Source organism: Pseudarthrobacter sp. MDT3-1 (genome assembly GCF_054510755.1).
The window spans coordinates 127,529-150,298 of the sequence record NZ_JBTNDX010000009.1 but is presented as its reverse complement, the minus strand read 5'-3'; the positions used below and the strand labels follow the sequence as shown (position 1 = coordinate 150,298).

Genomic DNA, 22,770 nt, shown 5'->3' with positions numbered 1-22,770 from the left:
GACGCCGTCCCGGAGCCGGAGGGATTGCGTCCGAGCGGGACTCCGCTCGTGTCCGTCGCGATGCCCGATTGTCCGGTCACTGTCCCCTGGTATGAGGGAATGCCGGCGATGACGCCCGTGGCGGGGTTCCGCTCTTCAAGGTTCCGAGTGTGATCGTGAGGGTCTTGCCGTCCGCGCTCAGCGAGACGGAGGACGCCCCACGCGAGCCGGTCCCCTTGAAGGTGAGGTTTCCGCCGCTGCTCGTGGTGTAGTTGGCGCCCAGGTTGACGGTGCCGAAGTTGTTCTGCGTGCAGCCCGCCGAGAGGGTCAGGGCGTCGTAGGGGGCAGAGGTGTTGCGGCTGATCAGCACGCTGACGCTGTTGCTACTGTGGGTCCACGGCCCCGTGGTGCTCGTCCAGGTGCTGCAGAACGAGCTCGGGCTCATCGGCTCGTTGAACACGACCACGACCTTGTCGTTGGTGTCCGCTTTATCGGCGGTTCCGCCGTTCTGGAGCGTGACGGACACGACCCTCGGGCCGATGCGGCTCGTCGTCGTCGTCACCGTGCTGATGTTGCCGTAGACGTCCGTGGCCTGGGCCGAGAACGTGACCATGCCCGAGTTGAGTTGGCTCAGGTTCATCGTCGAGGACCAGTTTCCCGAGCCGTTCGCCGTTGCCGTGGCCGATAGGCTGTAATTCCCCGAATCGGTGGCCGTGAGCGCCACGGCTGCCCCCGGATCGGAGGTCCCCGCGAATGGCACAGCGGTCACCGTGTCGCCCGTGATCTGGGACGGCATGCTCGTGAACTGCGGTGCCGTTGCGGTCGTCTTCTTTGTTCCGGTCTGCGCTGCGGACGCGCCGGTGTTGCCCGCCGTATCGGTCGCGGTTGCGGTGTATGTGAGCTGTCCGTCGCTCAGGCTCGTCAGGTTCAGTGGCGTTATGGTCCAATTCCCGGTTCCGTCCGCGGTCGCGGTTGCGGTGAGGGTGTGAACGGCGTCGGTGTCCGTGATGTTGAGCGTGACGGTCGTGCCGGGCTCGGCGCTGCCGCTGACGGTCACGGTCGTGGCGGTCGCGGTGGTGACTGTGGTCGGGGCCGTCAGTGTCGGCGCGGCGGGGGGCGCGGTGTCCTTGGGAACCGTTGCCGTCGTCGCCGGGCTGACGTTGCCCGCCGTATCGGTCGCGGTTGCGGTGTATGTGAGCTGGCCGTCGCTCAGGCTCGTCAGGTTCAGTGCCGTCGTGGACCAATTCCCGGTTCCGTCCGCGGTCGCGGTCGCGGTGACGGTGTGAACGGCATTGGCGTCCGTGATGTTGAGCGAGACGGTCGCGCCGACCTCGGCGCTGCCGCTGACCGTCACGGCCGCGACGTTGGCAAGGTTGACGACGGAGGGTGCGTCCAACGTGGGCGCGGCGGGGGGCGCGGTGTCCTTGGGGACCGTTGCCGTCGTCGCGGGGCTGACGTTGCCCGCCGTATCGGTCGCGGTGGCGGTCAGGGTCACGGTGCCGTCGTTGAGGCTCGAGAGGTTGAGTGTCGTTATGGACCAATTCCCGGTTCCGTCCGCGGTCGCGGTTGCGGTGAGGGTGTGAACGGCATTGGCGTCCGTGATGTTGAGCGAGACGGTCGCGCCGACCTCGGCGCTGCCGCTGACCGTCACGGCCGCGACGGTCGCGGCGGTGACTGTGGCGGGGGCCGTCAGTGTCGGCGCGGCGGGGGGCGCGGTGTCCTTGGGCACTGTTGCTGTCGTCGCGGGGCTGACGTTGCCTGCCGTATCGGTCGCGGTGGCGGTCAGGGTCACGGTGCCGTCGTTGAGGCTCGAGAGGTTGAGTGTCGGAAGGGACCAGGCTCCCGTCGAGCTGGCCGTGGCCGTTCCGCTCACGGCATGGCCCGCGCCGTCGGACGCTGTGACACTCACGGTGTCCGCGGGCTCGGCGGTGCCGGAGACGGGTACGGCCGCGACGTTGGCAAGGTTGACGACGGAGGGTGCGTCCAACGTGGGCGCACCGAGGGGCGGTGCCGGGCTGACCGTGATGGTCGAGGTGGTCGAACTTGAGCCGGTGTCGTTGGTGGCGGTCAGGGTTGCGGTGTAGGTTCCGGCGGCGGTGTAGGTGTGGGCAGGGTTCTGCGCGGTGGACGTGCCGCCGTCGCCGAAGGCCCAGGACCACGACGTCGGCGAGTCGGTGGAGGTATCGGTGAAGGCCACGTCCAGCGGCGCGGTGCCGGATGTGGGGGTGGCCGTGAAGGAGGCAACGGGCGCCCGGCGGCGGTGCCGGGTTGACCGTGATGGTCGAGGTGGTCGAACTTGAGCCGGTGTCGTTGGTGGCGGTCAGGGTCGCGGTGTAGGTTCCGGCGGCGGTGTAGGTGTGGGCGGGGTTCTGCGCGGTGGAGGTGTCGCCGTCGCCGAAGGTCCAGGACCACGACGTCGGCGAGTCGGTGGAGGTATCGGTGAAGGTCACGTCCAGCGGCGCGGTGCCGGAAGTGGGGGTGGCCGTGAAGGAGGCAACGGGCGCCCTATCACCAGGGTCGTAAGAGTGCCAGTACCGGTTTGTGGCGTTCACATCGGCGAGCAACAGCAGACCGCTGTTGGCCGTGCCCCGCGCCGCGCTGTTGAGGTTCTGCTTCGTTGACGTCACGTTGTGGACATACTGGTCGGCGTCCACGATATGAGCCGTCTTCGCGGTGGTGAAGTTGATGATGTCCAGCGGAGAGGACTTCTCGTAGATCGCACCCCCCGACTTAGTGCAGACACCAGCGTTCGTCGTGCCATTCGGTTTCGGATAGGTGGCGAAGGTACGCAGTCTCTGCGTGCTCTCATCAATCAGGACGATCACCCGGTTCGGGCACTCCGACACAGGCGCGATCGGGTGCGCCGACCAGGTCGTGCCATTCAATGCCAACAGCTGGATCAGCGGCTGGGGCGCGGACGTGAAGGACGTCTTGACGGCGGCGAAAACCCGGCCGCCCGAGGAGTCCAGCCACTTCAAATTCATGTGGTCATCACCGCTGTCCGGCCCCGACACCGCCGCCACCGGTGCGCTCCAGTCGGTGTTCGACGCGTCGTCGACGTGGTATCCAGTACATGCCGTCCGTGGCGTCACCGACCTGCCGGCTCCACATCAGACCCATCTTGCCGGGTCCGAACGCGATCACAGCCGACGTGTCGTCCACAGACACGTTGCTCAACGACGCAGGATGCGGGAACGGCGTGCCCCATGTTGTGCCGTCCGTGCCGGTGACGTTCAGATAAATCTTGTTCCCCTGCTGCCACGTGGCCCACACCCGACCAGTCGAGTCCTTATCGATTGTCAGGGTCTCAACCTTGTAGTTGTTGACGTTTGTAGAGGACAGCAGCGAGTAAGTCTTAGTACTCGAGTTGTAGCTGTAACTTCGCATCGTCGTCGGGAAGTTCGGCTCAGCCGGCAGGGTGTCGGCGACGAACCGATAGCTCGCCACATACAACGTCGTCCCGTCCCACAACACGTCATGATGGGTGCTCGCCCGCTTGTCCGTCGCCACACCCGTATCGACCCACGAACTCGTCGCGGCATTGAACCGGAAGATATGAAAATCCGAGCTGGCAGTGTCCCACAGGTTCCCCCACCAGAGCCCGTCGTTGAACCACAGCGAACTCGTCGCCCGCTTCGTACCCGTCGGCGTCCCCGTCCCCGAATGCGACGGACCCTCAACCCCAACGTCACCCTCAGCAGCCGACGCTGCAACCGGCACCACCAGAACACTACCCAGCGCAAGCAGCAGCGCTGTCAGCAGTGCATGGAGCCGCAGATTCCGCGACCCGCGTAGACGAAGACCAGCCGAGCGGCCACCTCCCCGCCTTACGCCAAGCCAGGAAGTCCTGCGACCTCTACCACGCCCGCCCATGTGGGCAAATGCATAGTCCAGCAACGTTGCTCCCCGGAGTTGAACGTCGATCCCCCGGGCGCATGCCGTGATGAACGCGGGCAGGGTCCTTCTCATGGTCTCTTCCCGGCGGATAGTGGATTCTTCGGTTGCCGCCGCTGTCACCGGCGACGGGCATCAGGTTCCGTGAAATTCTTCTCCCTTCGATTTTTGTCAGGCGTCGCGGCAGGCGTCTGGACAGTGTATGCCCGGGTCAGGAGGCCAACCAGCGTGGCGAGGGGCTTCCCTGTACTCGTTTTCTCGCAGGCGCTACCCGTCTTTCAGCCCGGACTACCCGCTCTTGGTTCAGGACCCAAGACCGGATTATTTGGCGGTCCGGCGCACAGCACCGCCCACCTCCGCGGCGAGAGAGGCGAGGGTGGAGAGCAGAAGCCGTCGCTACGGTGCGGAACGCGTACCTGCGTCTGTGTCCGACCCCGACGTTGGAACGAAGTTCCAGTCGAAAGACCCGTCGTCTCGGAGTGTCATCCGAAGGAACCCGTGGGTGTCGCTGAACCGCTTCACGATGTACGACGGACTGCTAGTGAAGGAGCGGAGATCGACACCTCCCGTGGAAACCTGGAACGCTGTCATCCCGTCACTGACGCACTGGTCAGCGTTGTTCACCGGACATGACCGTTCATAGTTGTGCTGTGACCCTGACAGGGTCAGACGGACCCGGTGCTTCCACATCACGTCGATCCACGGCTTGTGTTCAGCGGCCCGCTTATGTTCGTTCGTGTTCGACGTGAAGTACGGTTCGTGATGAACGACTGCCAGGTGCTTACCCGCCGCCTTAGCAGCAGCGAGGTCGTTGTCCAGCCACGTCGTCAACGCCCGAGCCTGCGTGGGGTTGTACCGCCATTGCGCCGACGACAGGAACGCGAAGTGCCAGTTCCCGAAGTCCTTCGAGTACGGTTCCCCGATCCCGATGAACCCACGCTCCTGATTGATCGCAGCCTTCGCCGGAGACCCCGGGCATTGGCCATTCATGAACTTGTCGAGGTCTTCGTTGCGGCCGGGTTGCCAGTCGTGGTTGGGGGCGGACACCCAGTACAACTTGGGCTTCGTGCCACCCCACAGCCGCGTCCAGTAGTTCACGTAGTCCGCGCAATACGCGGTGTCGTACTGGAAGTCCCCGAGCCCTAGGAACGCGTCAATCTCGTTGTTCTGCACGAGCCGGGTGATCGCCGCACCGTTCCGACCGGAAGGGCTATCAGGCGCATAGGTCTCGACGCCGTTCATGTCACCGACAGCAGCGATCCGAACATCAGGCGGCTCCGGAGCGCTGGTGCAACCCGCGGCGGAGACCGCCAGAAGGGCTGCGGCGGTTGCGGCCACGCTCCGGAAGGATCTGAAACGAGTGAGCACTGACTTCATCCGATAACCCTCAGATGTGTCGGTACCCGAGGTACTCGGTGACCTCGAGTACAGAGGCGGGCGGGGGAGGTGCGTCCGGTTTCCACGTCCTGCTGGAGATGCCTCCCGTGATAAACGTGCCCAGATGGTCTGTTCTCTGCGAGCACCCGGAAATCGACAACGAGCGAGGTGAGGCTGCCGTCGGCGGCCAAACCCCAGTAGCACGGGTAGGTCCCGTCACCGTACCCGCTCGAGACCATGACCGCATCCAGTACCTCGCCGGCGAGGCCGAACATTGTGCCCGGTGTTTCCATGAGCCGTTCAACGTGCTCTTGAAACATCGCCTCGACGCGCTGGGCTTGGCACTCCACCAGCGACCCGACGTCGAGGATGGCGACGTTTCCGGCGTCGACCCCTACCCCGTGCGCGCCGTCGGTGAATTCGGCGGGGTGCCAGTTGACCGCCGGCGCCTCGGACAGCAGCAGCCGTACTGCGACCGTCATTTCCGCCGCCGTGGCGACTTCGACGGCGTACGTCCCCGGCATGATCCGCCGCGCCAAGGGGACGAAGTGCGCGTCAACCGAACCCAAGTCCAAGACCGTGAGCACCCCGGAGGCACAAGTGAGCTTGCCGAGGTGAAGGACCTCGAGCGGCGCCGGTTCGCCGAACGGTGCGACCACCCGGCCCGCCGTAAACAATCCCGGTATGTCGAGCTCCAGCTGGGCTGGTAGGTCGGGCAGGGCGGCATCGGGTGCTGCACTCTGCAAGAGTGCCTCGGCCCGCGCCGGATCGATCAACGGTGTGCCGGGCGGGTCGAGGAAGGTCGAGAGATGGGAAATCCGCCAGCCGTCATCGCATCGCTGCAGCTGGTACTCGTCCCCGCCGTTTGGATGACCGAGCGGACCGTCGCCGTGTCCTCGTCGACCTCGACTTCGGTGATCTGCTCGGCGGACGGGTCGTGCGCGGGACTGGAAGACAACGCACCTTCCTGGCCGGTGCGGACTCCCGGGGTGCAATGGGTCGCGACCAGGTCCGCCAACTCGTCGGCCCAGGCTTGGAACACCGCAGGGTCGAAAGCGAACATGTCCGGCGACTTGCCTGACCGCTGCCACCTCGAGTGGAAATCGGCCACGAAGGCCTCGATTCTGCCGCGAACCTCGTCCTGAGTCATGCGACACATCCTACGGCCACACGGTGGCCCCTCTTCCTAAGGGGTTCAGGTTCACGACGGACTGCACTACCTTTCTCCTATGGCCATGGGCAAGCAAGGGTGCTCTGACCCCCTACAGGAATTTCTACTCAGAAGGAGTGGGATAGGTCATGAATCAACGATCCAAAATATTCTTTGCTCTCGTCGTCCTGTTGCTTGTTGTTGGCGGGGCGGCACTTTTTGTCTTCGACAACACAAAAAGGAGCAGGGCCGCGGAGTACGATCCGCAGATCAACCCGGCCGATTTCACCACCAAAATTACCAATCAATATTTCGCCCTCCCCGTCGGCAAAAAAATGACTTACGAAACGACCGAGCAAGGACGCGTCACCGAGAGGATTGAAATCGAAATCCTGCAGGAGACCAAGACCATAGAGGGCGTTGAGACGGCCATCTACCTGGACAAGGAATACAAGAACGGGCAGCTCGTAGAGGAAACCCGGGATTACCTGGCACAACACAAGAACGGTGACGTGTGGTACTTCGGCGAGGACGTGAACAACTATTGGTACGGGATGTTGCTGGACCACGCCGGCAGCTTTGTGCACGGAAAAGATGGCGCAAAAGCCGGCATCTGGATGAAGGCCGAGCAGCGCACCGGCGATTCCTATAGGCAGGAATTTTACGTTGGTCATGCAGAGGACATGCGGGACACCGTCGCTACCGGCGAGACCGTCTCCACGAAAACCCGCACCTACACCGGCTGCATCAAGGTTTATGACTGGACGCCGCTTGAAAAGAATTCCCGGGAGCACAAATATCACTGCCCCGAGGTCGGTGCGCTGGTCCTGACCGAGGACCTGCAGACCGGAAGACGGTCAGAACTCGTGAATGTTGTCCAGCCTTAGCCTTCCAACGGCAGGCCCTACGCCCGCGATACCAGTCCCGGGACTCCGTCCTGGATGGCGAAGGAGGCCTTCGTGCTGACGGGGGATCCCGGCGTCGTGACGTGGTCCAGGACCCGGAAGTCGGCCGTGAGGGCGTCCTTGGTGATTTTCGTGTTCACGTAGCCGCGGTTGTCGTTGTAGAACTTCAGGTGCGGGTTCCAGGCCTGGACCGGGTCGACTGTGGAGCCGGTGCCGTTGCCGGTGGAGGTGATGGACGTGCAGACCAGTTCCGAGCCGACCACGGGGGATGCGGGGTCCTTGTAGTCGACCTTGAGGTCGTTGGCCCAGTTGCGGTGGACGTCGCCGGTGAGGACCACGGCGTTGCGGACGTTCGCGTCCACCCAGCCCTGGGTGATGCGGCGGCGGGAGGCGGCGTAGCCGTCCCACCCGTCCATGGAGACGTCGTCGATCTCCGGGGCCTTGTTGCGGTCCTTTTCGGCGAAGAAGACCTGCTGGCCCAGGATGTCCCAGCGCTGGGTGGAGTTCTTGAAGCCGTCCAGCAGCCACTTCTCCTGCTCGGCGCCGGTGATGGTGCGGTCCTCGGCCAGGCGTTCAGTGACGTTCTTCTTCCAGCCGTCCCCGGCGAGCTGGTCGTCACGGTACTGCCGGGTGTCCATCATGTGGAAGTTGGCCAGCTGGCCCCACTGGATGGTGCGGTAGATCTTCATGTCGAACCCGGCCGGCACAGACGAGGCCCGCAGCGGCATGTTCTCGTAGTACGCCTGGAACGCGGCGGACCGGCGCTGACGGAAACGCTCGGTGGTGTCGTTAAGCTGGCCGGCGTCCTTGTTCTCCGGGATCTCGTCCGCCCAGTTGTTGTCCACCTCGTGGTCATCCCACACCACCAGCCACGGCGCGACCGCGTGCGCGGCCTGCAGGTCGGCGTCGGACTTGTACTGCGCGTGCCGCTGCCGGTAGCCCTGCAGAGTGGAAGTCTCGGGGCCCTGGTGGTCGCGCGGGTTGCCGCCGCCGATCACGTAGCTGTCCTTCTTGTACTCGTACATGTAGTCACCCAGGTGCAGCACCAGGTCCGGGTGGTCCTGCGCCAGCCGCGAGTAGGCGGTGAAGTAGCCGTGCTCGTACTGCGAGCAGCTGGCAAACGCCATGGCCAGCGCCGCCGGCGTCTCGTGCGGCGCCGGGCTGGTGAGGGTGCGGCCCACCACGCTGACGTGCCGGCCCGTGCGGAACCGGTAGAAGTACTCGCGACCCGGGCGGAGGCCCTTGAGTTCGACGTGCACCGAGTGCGCGGTTTCGATCCGGGCATGCTCGACGCCGCGGGCTACTACGGTGCGCATGCCGGCGTCTTCAGCCACTTCCCACGCCACCGCGACGTTGCGGGAAGGCATGCCGCCCAGGCCGTCCTCGGCGATCGGTTCCAGCGCCAGCCGGGTCCAGATCACAAAGCCGTCCGACCAGGGCTCGCCGGAGGCGATACCCAGCAGGAACGGATCGGTGCGGAGACCGGCGTCGTCCGCTGTTGAAACGGCGACGGCGGCACCCGGCCAGGCGGCGACGAGCCCGGCCCCGAGGCCGGCGGAAAGGAGGGATCTGCGTGAAATGTTGTCCATGGCTTCGACCGTATTGCGGCCGGTTGAACAGTGTGTAAGGGCGGCGTGAATGCGTGGTTAACTGCGTGACAAGACCTGTCGATTTGGAGCAGTTTCTAGTTCCTGGAGTTCAGCGCGTCGAACTGCTCCTGCCAAAGGGCCAACTCCTCATCGACGTAGCGCCTGTGGGCAGGAGTCCATTTGGGCCAGATGTCGGGCGAGGCCGGGGCGGGTGCGGGCCGCAGTGCCCGGTCTCGAACCGGGGGTGCTGCCCGGGTCGGAGCCGGGTCCGGGATGGGGCGTTGGACCCGGCGTGGGTCCCGTCTGGCGCTGGTAACTTTCTTCTGACTGGCCCGGGGCTTCAGGCCGGTAATCCAGAGCACCAGGCTGGACAGGACCCAGAGAATGCTGGCCAGGACCAGCACGACAAGAAGGAAGGCAATCCAGAGCAGTAGTCCGATGGCTGGGAAGACCAACATGGTCTATTTTAGCGTCCGGACCCTCGATTGGATCAGGAGTATTTTGAGGCTACGGCCCCCCGAACCCTCGTTGCGGACATCGTCCAGCTACATCGTCCGTGACCATCTCTGACGTGCTCGTGGCCCTCCTGTGGCGGGGCGACGACGCGGGGCTGAACCGGGGATCCCTCAGCGCGCATCGAATTTCGTCGTCGCCTACCGATCGGGGACTCGTTTGGATGAAGTTTGTTCGGCTATCCAGCAGCTTCTGGCAGGGGCGGCTGCACAGCTGCCGCCCCTGCCCACATGTAGTAGCCGGCCGCCACCATGGCGAGCCCAAAAGGTATGGCGAGCAGGACAGCAGGTGTTTGTTCGTTGGCTGCCAGCAGAGCGACAGTGCTGACCACGAAGAAGATCCCGAGCCATCGTGGAAGAACACCTGAACGGAGAATGAAGACCCCGATCATCAGGAGGCCTGCGATGATAGCCAGCAGCCCGGGGATGACAAAATAGGGCATCCCTGGGAAGTCGCCGGCGAAGAATGCCGTCTGGATCAGCGCGCCCGTAAACAGCAGGATGAACCCAACTGCGGCCGTAATCAGGCCAGCGTTCGCAAGCTTGAGGTACTGGCCGGATCGCCGTGCAAGGAGTGTCATACCGGCAACGCCAACCAGTATGAGAAGGGACGCGGCAGAGGCTGCCAAAGGGGCAAACCCGGTTGATGTACGCATGGCTCTTGTCTCGCATTCCAAGCCGATGCAGCCGATCGGTTCCAGATTGTTAGGAATGCGGCCAAGACGCACAGCACGCCGCCGAGCATCGCTGCGGCGCCAGCCCCTCGGGAATTGCCCTGCCCAGAATCGGTCGTCGAAATTTCCCCGGGCCATCGTCAACCGCCATCTCTCTGGAGACCGCCAGTGTGTCCTCCCATGCTGGACCGGGCCGGCGTGGCGGTCAAGAGCCGGTTGCCAGGCACAGGAGGATCCGCATGAATTCCTTGAGGCGGGTCGCCGGCGAGGTCGCCGACCCGGAACTTCTTGTCGAACTGGCTGGACCCGTGTTCTGCAGCCATAAACAGTTCCTTTGCGGACATCACCTTGTCCACCCCTGGCATACGGCCGCAGCTCCTCCCAGAACGTGAGAGAGGGTTGCCCAAAAACGTGCGGGAAGTGAGAGAGGGTCCTGGGGTTCCTGACCGGTCGGACGGCGGGGCCGGGGGGAATTGCCCTGATCGGCAGGCTCAAGCGGCGGGCAACTATCGTTGCAGCTCCAGGCGGAATACCCAGAGAAGGACGTCCTCGCCGGGCACGTACCAGTCGCGCTTCGGAACCCTCTGGAAACCCAGGGATTCGTAAAGAGCGTGAGCCCGTCCCATAAACGTCGCGCTCGTAATGCTGATCGCCCTGATTGCGGGCAGCGACTGCGCGTGTTCAATGACCCTTCGGACTACAACGCGACCAATCCCGCCGCCCTGAACCGCAGGATCAACGGCCAGCATCCGGAACTCCAGCTCCCCGTCGGCGGCGATCTCGCTGTACGGCTGGCCGGCAAACGTCAGCGTCACCGCCGCCACCACCCGACCGGCCGCCTCCGCCACCCACACCTGCGCATGCTCGGCGCGGTGCTCCACATCCTCCAGCACGCTCATGTACGGATGGTCCGCGGAGAAGTGCCCTGCCCGCAGGTAGGCATCGCGCGTGATGCCTACCTGCGGAAAGTCCGACGGCGCCGCCCGCCTGAAAGCGACGCTCACCGCGCACCGTCGGTTGCGGCGGTCCGCTCAACATAGTGGCCCAGCTGTGCCAAATCAGGCTGGGAGGAGGGATGGCCCACGGCGTCCCCACCCACAGCGTTGGCCACGGCCAAGGCATGGGTGTAATCCAACCCCTGCCGCAGGGCCAGGACCAGGGCGGCGCAGAACGCGTCGCCGGCGCCCACCGTGTTCGCCACGCTCACGGCAGAGGCCGGGGCTTCGGCCACCTTCCGCCCGTGTTCGAACATCGCGGAGCCGTCCTTGCCGTACGTCACGGCCACCAGCTTGGCCGCGGCGAGGGCGGGGATTAGGGCGTACTCGCTCTCGTTGACGATCACCAGGTCGCAGCGTTCCAGCAGCTCGGCCGGCAAGTCCATCGCTGGTGCGGCGTTCAGCACAAAGTACCCGGCGGACCGCCTGGCGGCCTCCAGTACCACGGGCAGGCCCACCTCCAGCTGGCACAACACCGTCTCATCGGGGCCGAACTCCACACCCTCCAGGGAGAGGCTGGAGTTGGCGCCCGGGCAGACGACAATCTGGTTCTCGCCGTCGCGGTCCACCACAATCAGTGCCGTCCCGGTCGCCTCCGGATGGACCGCGACGTCAGCGGTGTCGACGCCGGCGCTCGCCAGCGCGGCCAGCATCCGCTGCCCCTGGGCGTCGCTGCCCACGGCGCCGACCATGCGGGCGCTCCCGCCCAAGCGGGCTGCTGCTGCGGCCTGGTTGGCGCCCTTGCCGCCGGGCTGTTCGGAGAGCACCGCGCCGCCGATGGTTTCGCCGGCGGTGGGAAGCCTCTCGGCGGTGGCGATCAGGTCCAGGTTGATGCTGCCGACGACGGTGACGGCAGGAAGTCGATTGCTCATGGGAAGTCTCTCTCGAGGGGAAGCCGGAAGCGGCCGGATTAGGAAATAGTCTACGGCATGGTTGTACTTGTGCGTCATACATGGTTGTATAACAACTCGAATCGCCATTCCGGACGATCCAGCTCGAACAAAGGAGTTTGATGTGAACACCCCAACCCCGGTCACCGCCTCCCCGCCGGTCAGCGCGGAACAGCCCGCCTTCGCCGGCCGCCGCGCCGCCCTGCTGATCTCCACCCTGCTGCTGGGCGTGCTGTCCTTCCAGCTCAACGCCAGCATGGTCACCCCCGCGCTGCCGCAGATCGCCGCGAGCTTCGGCCAGGGCGCCGACAGTGCCGCGCCCGTCCAGTCCATGTTCTTCCTGGCCGGCGCCATCGCCGGGCCCGTGATCGGCCGCTGGAGCGACTTCATCGGCCGCCGCGCCGCCCTGCTCCTGGTCCTCGGCATCATGGGCGCCGGCACCATCCTCTGCATCGCCGCCCCCACGCTGCCCCTGCTCGTCACCGGCCGGTTCCTGCAGGGCGTCTCCAGCGCCGTGTTCGCGCTCGCCTACATTGTGCTCAGCGAGAATCTACAGGCGAAGGTCTTCGGCACCTCCGTGGGCATCATCGCCGCCATCAACGGCGGAGTGGGGGGCGTGGACGGCTACGTGGGCGGGCTCATGGCCGAGACCCTCGGCTTCCGCTCCATCTTCGTGGTCGTGCTGGTCCTCACCGCCATCGCCGCCGCCTGCATCATCAAGATCGTCCCAGCCGGACGGCCGCGGGGCGTGCGCGGCGCCATGGACTGGTGGGGCGCCGGATCCCTCTCCGTGTTCCTTGTGTTCATCACCTACTTCGTCTCCGGCGGATCCGCCGCCGGCTGGACAGCGCCCAGCACCCTGGCACTGCTCGCCGCCACCATCGCGTCCTTCGCCGCCTTCTGGAGCATCGAGAAACGGCGCACCAACCCTCTCATCGCAGTCCACCACCTGCGCTCCCGCCAAGTCTGGCCGGTCATCGCCACAACCGTCCTGACCCTCGCCGGCATCTTCGCCATCATCAACTTCACCGTGGTGCTCCTCAGCCAGGACGCCGGTGCCGGCTTCGGGCTGACCGCATCAGTTTCCGCGCTGCTGTTCCTCACCCCGGCCGCCCTGATCGGCGTCTTCGCCGCACCCCTCGCCGGCTGGCTCGCCGACCGGCGCGGCTGGATCAAAACCCTCCGCGCCGGCACCGGACTGAGCCTGGCGTGCGCTATCGCAGCCGCCATGTTCTCGGACAACCAGATCGCGGTGCTGATCGCCGTTGCGGCCCTGGGCATCTTCTACAACGGCTTCTTCCTCACCGCCATCAACGGGCTCTCGGTGCTGCTCTCACCCAAGGAAGCCCCGGCTGCCCTGCCCGGCATCAACGGTGCCTCCTTCGGCATCGGGGCGAGCCTCGGCGTCGTTCTCGTGGCACCCTTCGCCGCCCAGGCCACCGCCGCCGGGTACACCACCGCCCTCTGGATCTCGGTGGCCATTACGGCCGCAGCGTTCATCGTCAGCCTCTTCGTCGCCGCCCCCAAGGGCGAGACGGTCTAACTCCCCTCTACCGAAAGAGAACCACCGCCATGACCGACACCTTTCCGTTCTACCTGGACTGCGACACCGGAATCGACGACGCCCTCGCCCTGGCCTACCTGCTGGCCGCCCCCACCGCCGACGTGGTTGGCATCGGGACCGTCAGCGGCAACGTCAGTGCCGCCGTCGGCGCCCGCAACACCCTGGACCTGCTCCAGCTCGCCGGCCACGCGCACATTCCCGTGGCGCTCGGCGCCCACGATCCGCTGGCCGGGCAGTTTGGCGGCGGGGCGCCGTGGGTGCACGGAGAGAACGGGATCGGCGGGGTTTCCCTTACGACGGCGTCCGCCACGTTGGAGTCCCAGAGTGCGGCCGAGATGCTGGTCCGCCTCGCCCATGAGTATCCGGGAACGCTGCGGGTGCTCGCCATCGGCCCGCTGACCAACATCGCCGAGGCGCTGCGCCTGGACCCCGCGCTGCCCTCGCTCGTGGACGAAATCACCATCATGGGCGGGGCGGCCCTGGCCCCCGGGAACATTAGCCCGGTGGCGGAAGCCAACATCTTCAACGACCCCGAGGCCGCCGCCCTGGTGCTGGCCGCCGACTGGGACGTGACCCTGGTGCCGCTGGACGTCACAATGGCCAACGTCCTGGAGGAAAGCCACCGGCAGGAACTGCTCGCCGCGGACCACCCGGTCCCGCAGGCCCTCGGCGACATGCTGGGCTACTACTTCCGGTTCTATGAGGGCATCTTCGGCCGGCCCTGCTCCGCCATGCATGATCCGCTGGCGGCGGCGCTCGCGGTGGGCGGCATTAAGGCGACGGTGGCCCCGGTGGTGCATGCCGCCGTCGACACCTCTGCCGGGCCGGGCCGCGGGCAGACCGTCTGCGACCTGCGCGGCTCCTACCTCGGCTACCCCGAGCAGCCGGGCGCCCGGTGCCGCGTGGTCCTCTCCCTTGAAGGGGATTTCGCGCCGCACCTGGTGGAAACGCTGCTGCGGTTCACTGATAGTACGACGGCGGCACTCGCCTCCGCGGTTCCGTCACCTGCGTGATTAGGTAGGGCGATTTGCCGCGCCGAACTATCCAGCCGGTCCGGGTTGGTGCAAGATAACCCCATGAAAAAAACAGTTATCGCCGGTTTCGCAGCGCTCATGATGGGGCTCGGCGCCATCACCTTCGCAGGCCCAGGCAACGCAGCGCCCGAGCCGTCGCACGTCGCGGGGCAAATCATGGTCAAGTTCCGCGACGATGGCGCGGCCGCCGGCGTGCTGCGCCGCCATGGGCTCAGCGACGGCCCGGGGATTGGCAGCACCGGGGCCCACCTCATCAAGGTTCCGGCCGGTAAGGAACTGCAACTCATCGACGCCCTCAGCCGGAACCCGAACGTTGAGTATGCCGAGCCGGACGAGGTGGTAACGGTAGCTACCGATCAGCCCAACGTCGACTATTTCCCCCGCCAGTACGCTTTGCACAACACTGGCCAGGAATTTACCAGCACGTTGGGAGCAACTGTGGCCGGCGGTACGCTCGACGCCGACGTGGACGCCGTCGACGCGTGGGAGATTGCCACCGAAGACCGGACCAAAAGCATCAAGGTCGCCGTGCTCGATACCGGCGTCACCACCGACAATCCCGACATTTCACCAAAGGTTGGTGTTGATGCACGCGCCAACTTCAGTACTGCGGCGACCGGTGAAGACAATTACGGCCATGGTACCCATGTGGCGGGTATTATTGCCGCCACCAAAGACGCGGTGGGCGTCACGGGTGTGTGTCCGGGCTGCCGGATCCTGGACGGCAAGGTCCTCAACGACAGCGGGTCCGGTTCCACCTCCAGCATTGTCAATGGCATCGATTGGGCCCTCGACAACGGTGCCCAGGTCATCAACATGAGCCTGGGACAGCGCGTTTCCTCCCGGGCCCTGGAAGCTGCCGTCAACGACGCCTGGATCAGGGGCGCGGTGATCGTCGCCGCAGCAGGCAATGGCGGTACCCAGGCCAAGATCTATCCTGGCGCCTACCCCAACGTCATAGCCGTCGCGGCAACGGACAACGATGACGCCAAGGCCTCCTTCTCCACCTACGGCAAGTGGGTGGATGTGGCAGCGCCCGGGGTCAGCGTGTACTCCACCTTCCCGAACCACGATTTCTACCTCGGTACCCAGAACGGCCGCTCCCATGGTTATGACATCGCCAGCGGCACCTCGATGGCCTCACCCATCGTCGCCGGTGTTGCCGCCCTTGTCTGGAGCACGCCCGCCGGGACCGAAAATGCCGCAGTCCGCAAGAAAATCGAATCCACTGCGGAGCGGATTACCGGCACCGGCACCCTCTGGGCACACGGCCGCGTGAACGCCTGCAAAGCAGTCGGCGGTTGCCCATAGCCCTGAACGCGGTTGCCGTCAGGACTGGAGGGATTGCATCACGGACAGGTGCCCGGCGCGGGCGGCGATAAGGCATTTGGCCAGGTAAAAGGGCCGGTTGCCGTATCTGACGTACTGGGTGAGGACCAGCACAGGGTCCGACGGCCGGAGGTCCAGCAGCTTGGCGCGGCTGGGTCCCACCTGGCTGAGGCTGATCTGGCACTCGCCAGGCCCGAGGATCCGGCCGAAGCGGTTGTTGAGGCTGGCAAGCAGGGTGTTGCCGCCGTCGTCCTCTATTTCCAGCGGCGCGGCGGCGGCGGAACTGCTGCCCAGGCTCATGGGCAGGGCGGAGATGTTTTCCTGCAGGTGGGCGATGGCCTCGCCGTCGCGGATCAGGACGGATTCCCAGAGCCAGCAGTCGTCGCCGGGCTCGACGCCGACGCCGGGGGCGACGAATTCCGAGGCGGGCTGCCGCTCCCGGAGGACGCGTTTGATTTCGAGGTGCTGGCCGGGGCCGCCGAGGACTTCCTCGAACGGGCGGATCCGTTCGATGCCGATGCGGGGGAGGGTGTCCGAGACGAAGCGTCCGACGCCGCGCCTCGCCCGGATGAGCCCGTCTTCCTCGAGCAGCATGAGGGCTTCGCGGACCACGGTGCGGCTGACTTTCATGTCGGCGCCGAGCTCGGTTTCCGTGGGGATCATGGAGCCGGGCTTGAGGAGGTCGTTGCGGATGGCTTCGGCGATCCGGGAGTACACCGCCACGCGGAGGGGTGAGCCGGGCTGGGCCTGCACCGGCTGGGATAGGAACCGGACGGCGTCCTCGTGCACGTTATGCCTCGCTTCGTGGTCTGGGAATTCCCAGCCTACCGGTGTGACGCGCTTGTTGGACAAGGCGCGGGTGGCTTTGAACCTGCTTGCCCAGGATGTCCCAGCGCTGGGTGGGGTTTTAGAAACCCTCCGGGAGCGAATTCTTTGAGACGATTAATGATCATAATAGTGACCACAAAGTTCCCTACGGATCACATTTATAACCCTTATGGGTTCACCGGTCATAGCCCCCGGCTGGCGCTATTTTCCGCACGCAGTGCACATTTGTGCAGCAGCTCTGACGGGTTTTCTCAGTCCCGGCGCCGACGCATGCGCTACCCACCAGTAACAACGCTGGGTTTGAGGGTTTTGGCCTCGGCGGAGAGCGCACCGCTTCGTAAGGCTTTTTTGGCGCACGTCTGTGCAACCCGGCTCCGCAACGACGGGTGTGCTGCGTAGCATGGAAAAACTCGGCCGGTACCTGATCAACACTCAGAACCATCGCTACCGGCCGCCCCTGTTGGCACATGAACAAAGAGGTTTCCATGTCATTCGTTACCCGGGCCCTGTCCGTTGCCGCTGCCGCCGTCCTCGTCACTTCCTTGGCTGCGGCTCCCGCCCAGGCGATCGAGATTTCCCCGCCGGGGGCCAACGACTGGTCCTGCAAGCCAACCGCCGAGCATCCGTATCCGGTCATCCTGGTACCGGGAACGTTCGAGAGCATGGAGAAGAACTGGTCCACCCTCTCGCCGTACCTCAAGAGCGCCGGGTTCTGCGTTTTTGCCCTCAACTATGGTGAGACGAACGGCGTGTATGCCACCGCGCCGGTGGCCGAGTCCGCGCAGGAACTCTCCCCGTTCGTGGACGCGGTCCGTGCCGCCACCGGCGCCAAGAAGGTGGACCTGGTGGGCCACAGCCAGGGCGGCATGATGCCCCGCTACTACATGGGCTTCCTCGGCGGGGCCAAGTACGTCCACCAGCTCATCGGCATCGCCCCCTCCAACCACGGAACGGAAGGCGTGATCGTCCCGCCGCCGGGCTTCATCGAGGACCCGGACTACACCGCCCTGGGTTGTGCCGCCTGCGCCGACCAGCAGGCGGGATCGGCCTTCATCCAGAAGCTGAACTCCATCGGCGACACCGTTGCCGGTCCTTCCTACACGGTCATCTCCACGGTCTATGACGAAGTGGTTATTCCCTACAACAGCCAGTTCCTTGACGGGCCGGCACGGCAGGTCACCAACATCACCATCCAGGACAAGTGCCCGACCGATCTCTTCGAACATGACCAGACGCCCAACGACCCCGTGGTGCACCAGATCGTGGCGCACGCACTGGGCCAGGCGTCCGGCCCGGCAGACCCTGCCTACCAGCCCAGCTGCATTTAGCGGGAGGGCCAGGCGCGCGCCTGACGCTCCTGCACTCGGCGGCGATCGATCCCCGCCCCAGGACAGGCACCTCACGAGGGGCCGGGTCCGGGCGGGGGTTGGCGGGAAAGCGCCCGGCAGCCAGTATCAGGAGAACTGCGGAACCTGAAAGCACGTGCTTCCGTCGAGGGTGCAGGGGGATCTTTGATGGACTGGTGGTGGCTTTCATTGGCGGCCAACGCGATGGTTGCTATGTCTTATCTGGCAATCTCGGGGGCGATCATTGTGCCATTGGCCCGGGCCGGGCAGGTGCGCCGGAACCGGTTGGGGCCGCTACTGCGGCGATTTTCTTTACTTGCGCGATCGGGCACGGCCTGCACGCCGTACATCCGCTGCTGCCTCTGATGGGGTGGATGCCGCCGAGGGCATAGCTGCCAGGGAAGAGATCTCCTGGCATGACGCGTTATGGGATGTGTTGACGGCAGGAATCGGTCTCTACTACTGGACGCTGCGCCGGGCATACGCGTCAATGTTGGCCGGGCCGGTGATTTTCGAAGATCTGATCGAGCGGCAGCGCCTGACGGAGCGTGAGGCCGCAGCCGCGCTGAATGCTGTACGCCAGCAGGGGGCAGCGGAGCTTGAGCGGAGCGAGAAACGCTTCCGGCTGGCCTTCGAACACGCCCCTATCGGGATCGCGCTGATCGGCCTGGACCCGGAGGCTCCCGGAAAGGTGCTGCGGGCCAATTCCGCGTTCTGCACCCTGCTGGGACGGGCGCCCTCCGAGCTGGCGTCGGGTAACGTTCTGGATTTGACGGTGCCCGAAGACCGGCCCGCGGCGCAGCACCGGTTGGCGCAGATGTTGGCCGGCGAAGTCACCTCGTACGCAGATTCCCGGCGGTTCTCCACTCCGACGGACACATTGTGTGGACATCGATGACAAGCGCGGTGGTCGCCGATGGCCATGGGGCGCCCCTGTACCTGGTCGCCCAACTCGAGGACATCACGGGCCGCCGTGAAGCCGAAGAGGTCCCGACCCGCCAGGCGATGCATGATGGCCTGGCAGGCCTGCCCAACCATCCCCGACCTCACCGAACTCGCTGCCCGGCTCACGGACCTGGAGGCTGCGGATCCGCTGCGCTAGGCCGCCATCGGCGTCGTGGATCCGCAGGATTTCGTTGATCGGGGCAAGGCTGAGCCCCGAGTCTTTACTGCGGACCTCGCCGTGGGAGCGGAGCTTGACCTTCCCCTATCGGAAAAGGGGCAAGAATGGGTCAGGACAGGACCGACGCGGAAGCGTCCCGCTTCATCCCGCCCCTTGGAGGCCACCATGACTGAAACTGCCGAAGAAGAGTATGACCTGGCTGTGATCGGGTCAGGCGGCGCGGCATTTGCTGCCGCGATACGGGCCAGCGGGCTGGGCAAGCGCGTGGCCATGGTGGAACGCGGCACGGTCGGCGGGACGTGCGTGAACACCGGCTGCGTTCCCTCCAAGGCCCTGCTTGCCGCGGCAGAGGCCCGCCACACGGCCCTGGACGCGGGACGGTTCCCGGGCCTGCCCGCCGTGGACATGCCGGTGGACATGCCAGCACTGGCGGCCGGAAAACAGGATTTGGTGGAGGGGATGCGCGCAGAGAAGTATCTGGACCTGATCGCGGACTACGGCTGGGATCTGCACCAGGGCCATGCCTCGTTTACCGGCAGCGCGGACGATCCGCTGCTGGACATCGCCCTTCCCGACGGGCAGCCGAAACGGATCCGCGCCGCCCACTACGTGGTGGCCACCGGATCCTCGCCGTGGGCACCGGCGGTGGACGGCCTCGAAGAAACGGGATACCTGACCTCAACCACGGCGATGGATCTCACCGAGGTCCCCGAGTCCCTGCTGGTGATTGGTGGAGGCTTCGTGGCGCTGGAACAGGCGCAGCTGTTCGCCCGGCTCGGCTCGAAGGTGACCATGCTGGTCCGCTCCCGGCTGGCCTCCACTGAGGAACCCGAAGCCGGACAGGCCCTGGCGGAGGTTTTCGCGGATGAAGGCATCCGGGTGGTCCGGCGTGCCGTACCGGAAAAGGTAGCGCGCGACGCCGGAGGTACGGTGAGCGTCACGGCCACCGTTGCGGGGGGCACCAGGGAGTTCAAAGGCACGCATCTGCTCGTGGCCACCGGCCGGCGCCCTGTCACGGCCGGGCTGAACCTGCCGGGAGTCGGCGTCGTTCTCGGGGCGAACGGCGAGATCCTGGTTGATGACACACTGGCAACCAACCATCCCCGCATCTGGGCTGCCGGGGACGTCACAGGCCACCGGGAGTTCGTCTACGTCGCCGCGGCGCACGGGGCCCTTGCCGTCGAGAACGCCTTCACCGCCGGGTCACGGAAAATCGATTACCGGCATCTTCCGCGGGTCGCCTTCACCAGCCCCGCGCTCGCCGCGGTGGGCATGACCGACCGGCAGGCCAACCAGGCCGGGATCGCGTGCGAGTGCAGGGTGCTGCCGCTGGAATACGTCCCGCGCGCCCTGGTCAACCGAGACACCCGCGGCTTCATCAAGATTGTCGCCGAGAAAGCGACCGGCAGGATCGTGGGAATCACGGCGGTGGCCAAGGAAGCAGGAGACCTGGCCGCTGCGGGCGTCTATATCCTGGAAGGCGGCCTGAGCGTGGACCACGTCGCCCACCTGTGGGCGCCGTACCTGACCATGGCAGAAGGCCTGAAAATTGCCGCGCAGACCTACACTACGGACGTCTCGCGGCTCTCCTGCTGCGCCTCGTAAACCACAAGACCGTGAAGATGAAGGAGAACTCATGAACAGCGCCCCGTCAGTCATTGTTTTTGACGTTAACGAAACGCTTTCGGACATGTCACCGATGGGGGACCGCTTTGCCGAAGTCGGCGCCCCTGCCCAGTTGGCGAAACTCTGGTTCGCTACGCTGCTTCGCGACGGTTTCGCCCTCACTGCCGCCGGCGGCAACGGCGCCTTCGCCGAGATCGGTGCAGAGGCTCTGCGCGGGCTGCTCGCCAATGCGGGCATCGGCACGGACCTGGACCGGGCGGTGGAACATGTCAGGGCAGGAATGGCCGGGCTCGGCCTGCACCCCGACGTTCCGGAAGGCGTCCGGGCACTGCGGACAGCGGGATACCGGCTGGTGACCCTGACCAACGGCTCCACCCAGGTCGCGGAAAAACTCTTCGGCCCGGCAGGGATACGGGACCAGTTTGAACGGCTGCTTTCCGTGGAGGATGCCCGGGGATGGAAGCCTGCCCGGGCCGCTTACGACTACGCCGCCGGGGTCTGCGCGGTGGCTCCCGAGCAGATGCTGCTCGTGGCCGTGCACCCCTGGGACATCCACGGCGCAGCCCAGGCCGGTCTCGGCACTGCATGGATCAACCGGACCGGCGGAAGCTACCCTGGCTATTTCACCGCACCCGATTACACCGTCGCTTCCCTGGAAGAACTCCCCGGAGAACTGAGCGCATCCGGAGCCTGAGCGGGGATTTATTGCTCAGACAGGCCCGCCTTACCCCCGAAAGGGTGTGTGCGGACCGGCAGCCGCCGCAGCCGTTCGGCAGGCTCAACCGTGGGGGTTCGAGGTCATGATGCCGGAAACGCCAAGGGCCCCGGCAGCAGCGGGAAGCTGCGGCCGGGGCCATTGTCATGCGTGTGGGTTTGGGTTAGGCGTGTGCCTTGGTATGGCCCTTGGTGAGGATGAGGGCCAGTGCGATCATGCCGACGCCGAGGAGGAGGTGCAGGCCGTTGTCGAAGCCGTTCAGGGGTACGAAGTTGCCGGCTGATTCCTGGGGGACGATCAGTCCGTAGACGAACAGGACCAGGTAGATGATGCCGCCGTAGAGGAGGAAGGATTTGGCGCCGGTGGCGGTTTTGGCCAGGGCGATTCCTGCTGCGCCGAAGAGCAGGTGGACGATGTTGTGGAGTACCGAGACCTGGAAGAGGCCCAGCAGCATGGCTTCGGATTCGTGGCCGGCGAAGTGCAGCTGGTCGAAGTTGCCGGTGATGCCCGGGACGAAGCCTAGGATGCCGACCAGCAGGAACACGGCGCCGACAAGCATCGATGCCTTCTGGACGTTGGTGCGGGCTGTTGTGCCGGTGTGGGTGTGTGTAGCCATGATGTTCTCCTGAGTGCATTTTTTGAATCAGCGGGTAGTGCTGACCTGCTGAACCAACGGGTTATACCTGCTGTTCGGGGCCGCATCGCAGTGTGGATGGCTTGTTGGGAAAACTATTTGATGTGAGGTCTCTCGCGATGCTCAACCCGGTGGACTCCAGTAAAGGACCCACGTCCGGAAAGTTCCGGACGGGGGTCTTTGTCGCCGGGATGGACTTGGGCCGCTCAGCAGACGGCCAGCGGGCCATCGAACAGGACCGTTGCTGACCACGCGGCCGCGGCAGTGGCCTCGGTATTTACAAACGACTTCTCAACGCCCGTCACGATTCCGGGGAATCCCGGGTGTCCGGCGACGGGATTGCCTCCGGGACAGCTGAATTTATCCTGGGGGTCCGCTGAAGGCTCGAACGCCAGCGCGCTCGGGGCAAACATGACTGATAAGGCGGCTACGATGACGCCGACGGCGAGCGCTTTGGTTCTCATTTGAGCTTCCACCCTTCCGGGGTGAGGGCCGGTCCCCTTGGTCGGGAACGGGTTAAACCCCCGTCCCTAAGCAAGAGAGATTACTCCTGTCACCCGCCGCACTGCCAGCAGTCATAGCTGGCCAGTTTCAGGGCCTTGCTTT

At 65.4% G+C, this 22,770-nt stretch carries 20 protein-coding genes and 2 pseudogenes; 8 read left to right on the top strand and 14 right to left on the bottom strand.

The features are described from left to right. Positions 1-76: 76 nt before the first annotated feature. From ACX80X_RS09410 to ACX80X_RS09385, 6 genes and pseudogenes are all read right to left on the bottom strand, one after another. Positions 77-2,176 carry an Ig-like domain-containing protein gene (locus ACX80X_RS09410; RefSeq protein ID WP_459311840.1) on the bottom strand — a complete coding sequence of 700 codons (2,100 nt, stop codon included), beginning with the start codon at positions 2,174-2,176 and terminating at the stop codon, positions 77-79. Positions 2,177-2,309: 133 nt separating this feature from the next. Next, a pseudogene (locus ACX80X_RS09405) lies at positions 2,310-2,963 on the bottom strand (PKD domain-containing protein); the annotation flags it as partial. A gap of 7 nt (positions 2,964-2,970) precedes the next feature. Then, positions 2,971-3,948, bottom strand: coding sequence for a hypothetical protein (locus ACX80X_RS09400; RefSeq protein ID WP_459311838.1), 978 nt, complete (start codon positions 3,946-3,948; stop codon positions 2,971-2,973). 321 nt (positions 3,949-4,269) lie between these two features. Further along, a complete protein-coding gene (locus tag ACX80X_RS09395) occupies positions 4,270-5,211 on the bottom strand; it encodes a metallophosphoesterase family protein (protein WP_459311836.1) in 942 nt (313 codons plus the stop codon). A 35-nt stretch (positions 5,212-5,246) separates the two neighbouring features. Continuing rightward, a complete protein-coding gene (locus ACX80X_RS09390) occupies positions 5,247-5,996 on the bottom strand; it encodes a DUF4241 domain-containing protein (RefSeq protein ID WP_459311834.1) in 750 nt (249 codons plus the stop codon). A 26-nt stretch (positions 5,997-6,022) separates the two neighbouring features. Further along, complete coding sequence (locus ACX80X_RS09385; protein WP_459311832.1) at positions 6,023-6,400, bottom strand: hypothetical protein; 378 nt, start codon at positions 6,398-6,400, stop codon at positions 6,023-6,025. Between the two features lie 149 nt (positions 6,401-6,549). On the opposite strand from ACX80X_RS09385, the gene ACX80X_RS09380 reads away from it, so the two are divergent. Beyond that, complete coding sequence (locus tag ACX80X_RS09380; RefSeq protein ID WP_459311830.1) at positions 6,550-7,287, top strand: hypothetical protein; 738 nt, start codon at positions 6,550-6,552, stop codon at positions 7,285-7,287. 17 nt (positions 7,288-7,304) lie between these two features. Here ACX80X_RS09380 and ACX80X_RS09375 read toward each other — a convergent pair whose 3' ends face one another. The 5 genes from ACX80X_RS09375 to ACX80X_RS09355 all read right to left on the bottom strand — a co-directional run bounded on the left by ACX80X_RS09375 (position 7,305) and on the right by ACX80X_RS09355 (position 11,947). Next, on the bottom strand, positions 7,305-8,894 hold the full coding sequence (locus ACX80X_RS09375) for an alkaline phosphatase D family protein (protein ID WP_459311828.1): 1,590 nt from the start codon (positions 8,892-8,894) through the stop codon (positions 7,305-7,307). Between the two features lie 95 nt (positions 8,895-8,989). Beyond that, positions 8,990-9,352 (bottom strand): hypothetical protein, encoded by a 363-nt coding sequence (locus ACX80X_RS09370; RefSeq protein ID WP_252607749.1) that lies wholly within the window; start codon positions 9,350-9,352, stop codon positions 8,990-8,992. A gap of 233 nt (positions 9,353-9,585) precedes the next feature. Then, on the bottom strand, positions 9,586-9,987 hold the full coding sequence (locus tag ACX80X_RS09365) for a hypothetical protein (RefSeq protein WP_459311826.1): 402 nt from the start codon (positions 9,985-9,987) through the stop codon (positions 9,586-9,588). A 599-nt stretch (positions 9,988-10,586) separates the two neighbouring features. Continuing rightward, positions 10,587-11,084: a GNAT family N-acetyltransferase gene (locus tag ACX80X_RS09360; protein WP_459311824.1), complete on the bottom strand. Its 498-nt coding sequence runs from the start codon at positions 11,082-11,084 to the stop codon at positions 10,587-10,589. Continuing rightward, positions 11,081-11,947: a ribokinase gene (locus ACX80X_RS09355; RefSeq protein ID WP_459311822.1), complete on the bottom strand. Its 867-nt coding sequence runs from the start codon at positions 11,945-11,947 to the stop codon at positions 11,081-11,083. The genes ACX80X_RS09360 and ACX80X_RS09355 overlap by 4 nt, the downstream gene beginning before the upstream one ends. A gap of 142 nt (positions 11,948-12,089) precedes the next feature. On the opposite strand from ACX80X_RS09355, the gene ACX80X_RS09350 reads away from it, so the two are divergent. From ACX80X_RS09350 to ACX80X_RS09340, 3 genes are all read left to right on the top strand, one after another. Next, on the top strand, positions 12,090-13,508 hold the full coding sequence (locus ACX80X_RS09350; RefSeq protein ID WP_252613150.1) for an MFS transporter: 1,419 nt from the start codon (positions 12,090-12,092) through the stop codon (positions 13,506-13,508). 29 nt (positions 13,509-13,537) lie between these two features. Further along, a complete protein-coding gene (locus tag ACX80X_RS09345) occupies positions 13,538-14,542 on the top strand; it encodes a nucleoside hydrolase (RefSeq protein ID WP_459311820.1) in 1,005 nt (334 codons plus the stop codon). A gap of 63 nt (positions 14,543-14,605) precedes the next feature. Next, on the top strand, positions 14,606-15,874 hold the full coding sequence (locus ACX80X_RS09340) for a S8 family serine peptidase (protein WP_459311818.1): 1,269 nt from the start codon (positions 14,606-14,608) through the stop codon (positions 15,872-15,874). Positions 15,875-15,892: 18 nt separating this feature from the next. Here the strand turns inward: ACX80X_RS09340 and ACX80X_RS09335 are convergent, their stop codons facing one another. Next, entirely contained in the window at positions 15,893-16,681 is a 789-nt protein-coding gene (locus tag ACX80X_RS09335; RefSeq protein WP_459309329.1) for a GntR family transcriptional regulator, read from the bottom strand. Positions 16,682-17,205: 524 nt separating this feature from the next. Between ACX80X_RS09335 and ACX80X_RS09330 the strand changes: the two genes are divergently transcribed. The 4 genes and pseudogenes from ACX80X_RS09330 (at position 17,206) to ACX80X_RS09315 (ending at position 21,509) form a co-directional block, all read left to right on the top strand. After that, positions 17,206-18,048 (top strand): esterase/lipase family protein, encoded by an 843-nt coding sequence (locus ACX80X_RS09330; RefSeq protein ID WP_252613145.1) that lies wholly within the window; start codon positions 17,206-17,208, stop codon positions 18,046-18,048. 508 nt (positions 18,049-18,556) lie between these two features. Beyond that, positions 18,557-18,993, top strand: a pseudogene (locus ACX80X_RS09325) (PAS domain S-box protein); the annotation flags it as partial. 361 nt (positions 18,994-19,354) lie between these two features. Further along, positions 19,355-20,794 carry a mercury(II) reductase gene (merA, locus tag ACX80X_RS09320; protein ID WP_252613140.1) on the top strand — a complete coding sequence of 480 codons (1,440 nt, stop codon included), beginning with the start codon at positions 19,355-19,357 and terminating at the stop codon, positions 20,792-20,794. 31 nt (positions 20,795-20,825) lie between these two features. Further along, a complete protein-coding gene (locus ACX80X_RS09315) occupies positions 20,826-21,509 on the top strand; it encodes a haloacid dehalogenase type II (protein ID WP_252601272.1) in 684 nt (227 codons plus the stop codon). Between the two features lie 184 nt (positions 21,510-21,693). Here the strand turns inward: ACX80X_RS09315 and ACX80X_RS09310 are convergent, their stop codons facing one another. Both ACX80X_RS09310 and ACX80X_RS09305 read right to left on the bottom strand, forming a co-directional pair. Next, positions 21,694-22,146, bottom strand: coding sequence for a DUF4383 domain-containing protein (locus ACX80X_RS09310; protein WP_252607757.1), 453 nt, complete (start codon positions 22,144-22,146; stop codon positions 21,694-21,696). A gap of 224 nt (positions 22,147-22,370) precedes the next feature. Continuing rightward, the gene (locus ACX80X_RS09305) at positions 22,371-22,628 is read right to left on the bottom strand and encodes a hypothetical protein (RefSeq protein WP_459311815.1); all 258 of its coding nucleotides are present in this window, start codon (positions 22,626-22,628) and stop codon (positions 22,371-22,373) included. Between the last annotated feature and the right edge of the window lie 142 nt (positions 22,629-22,770).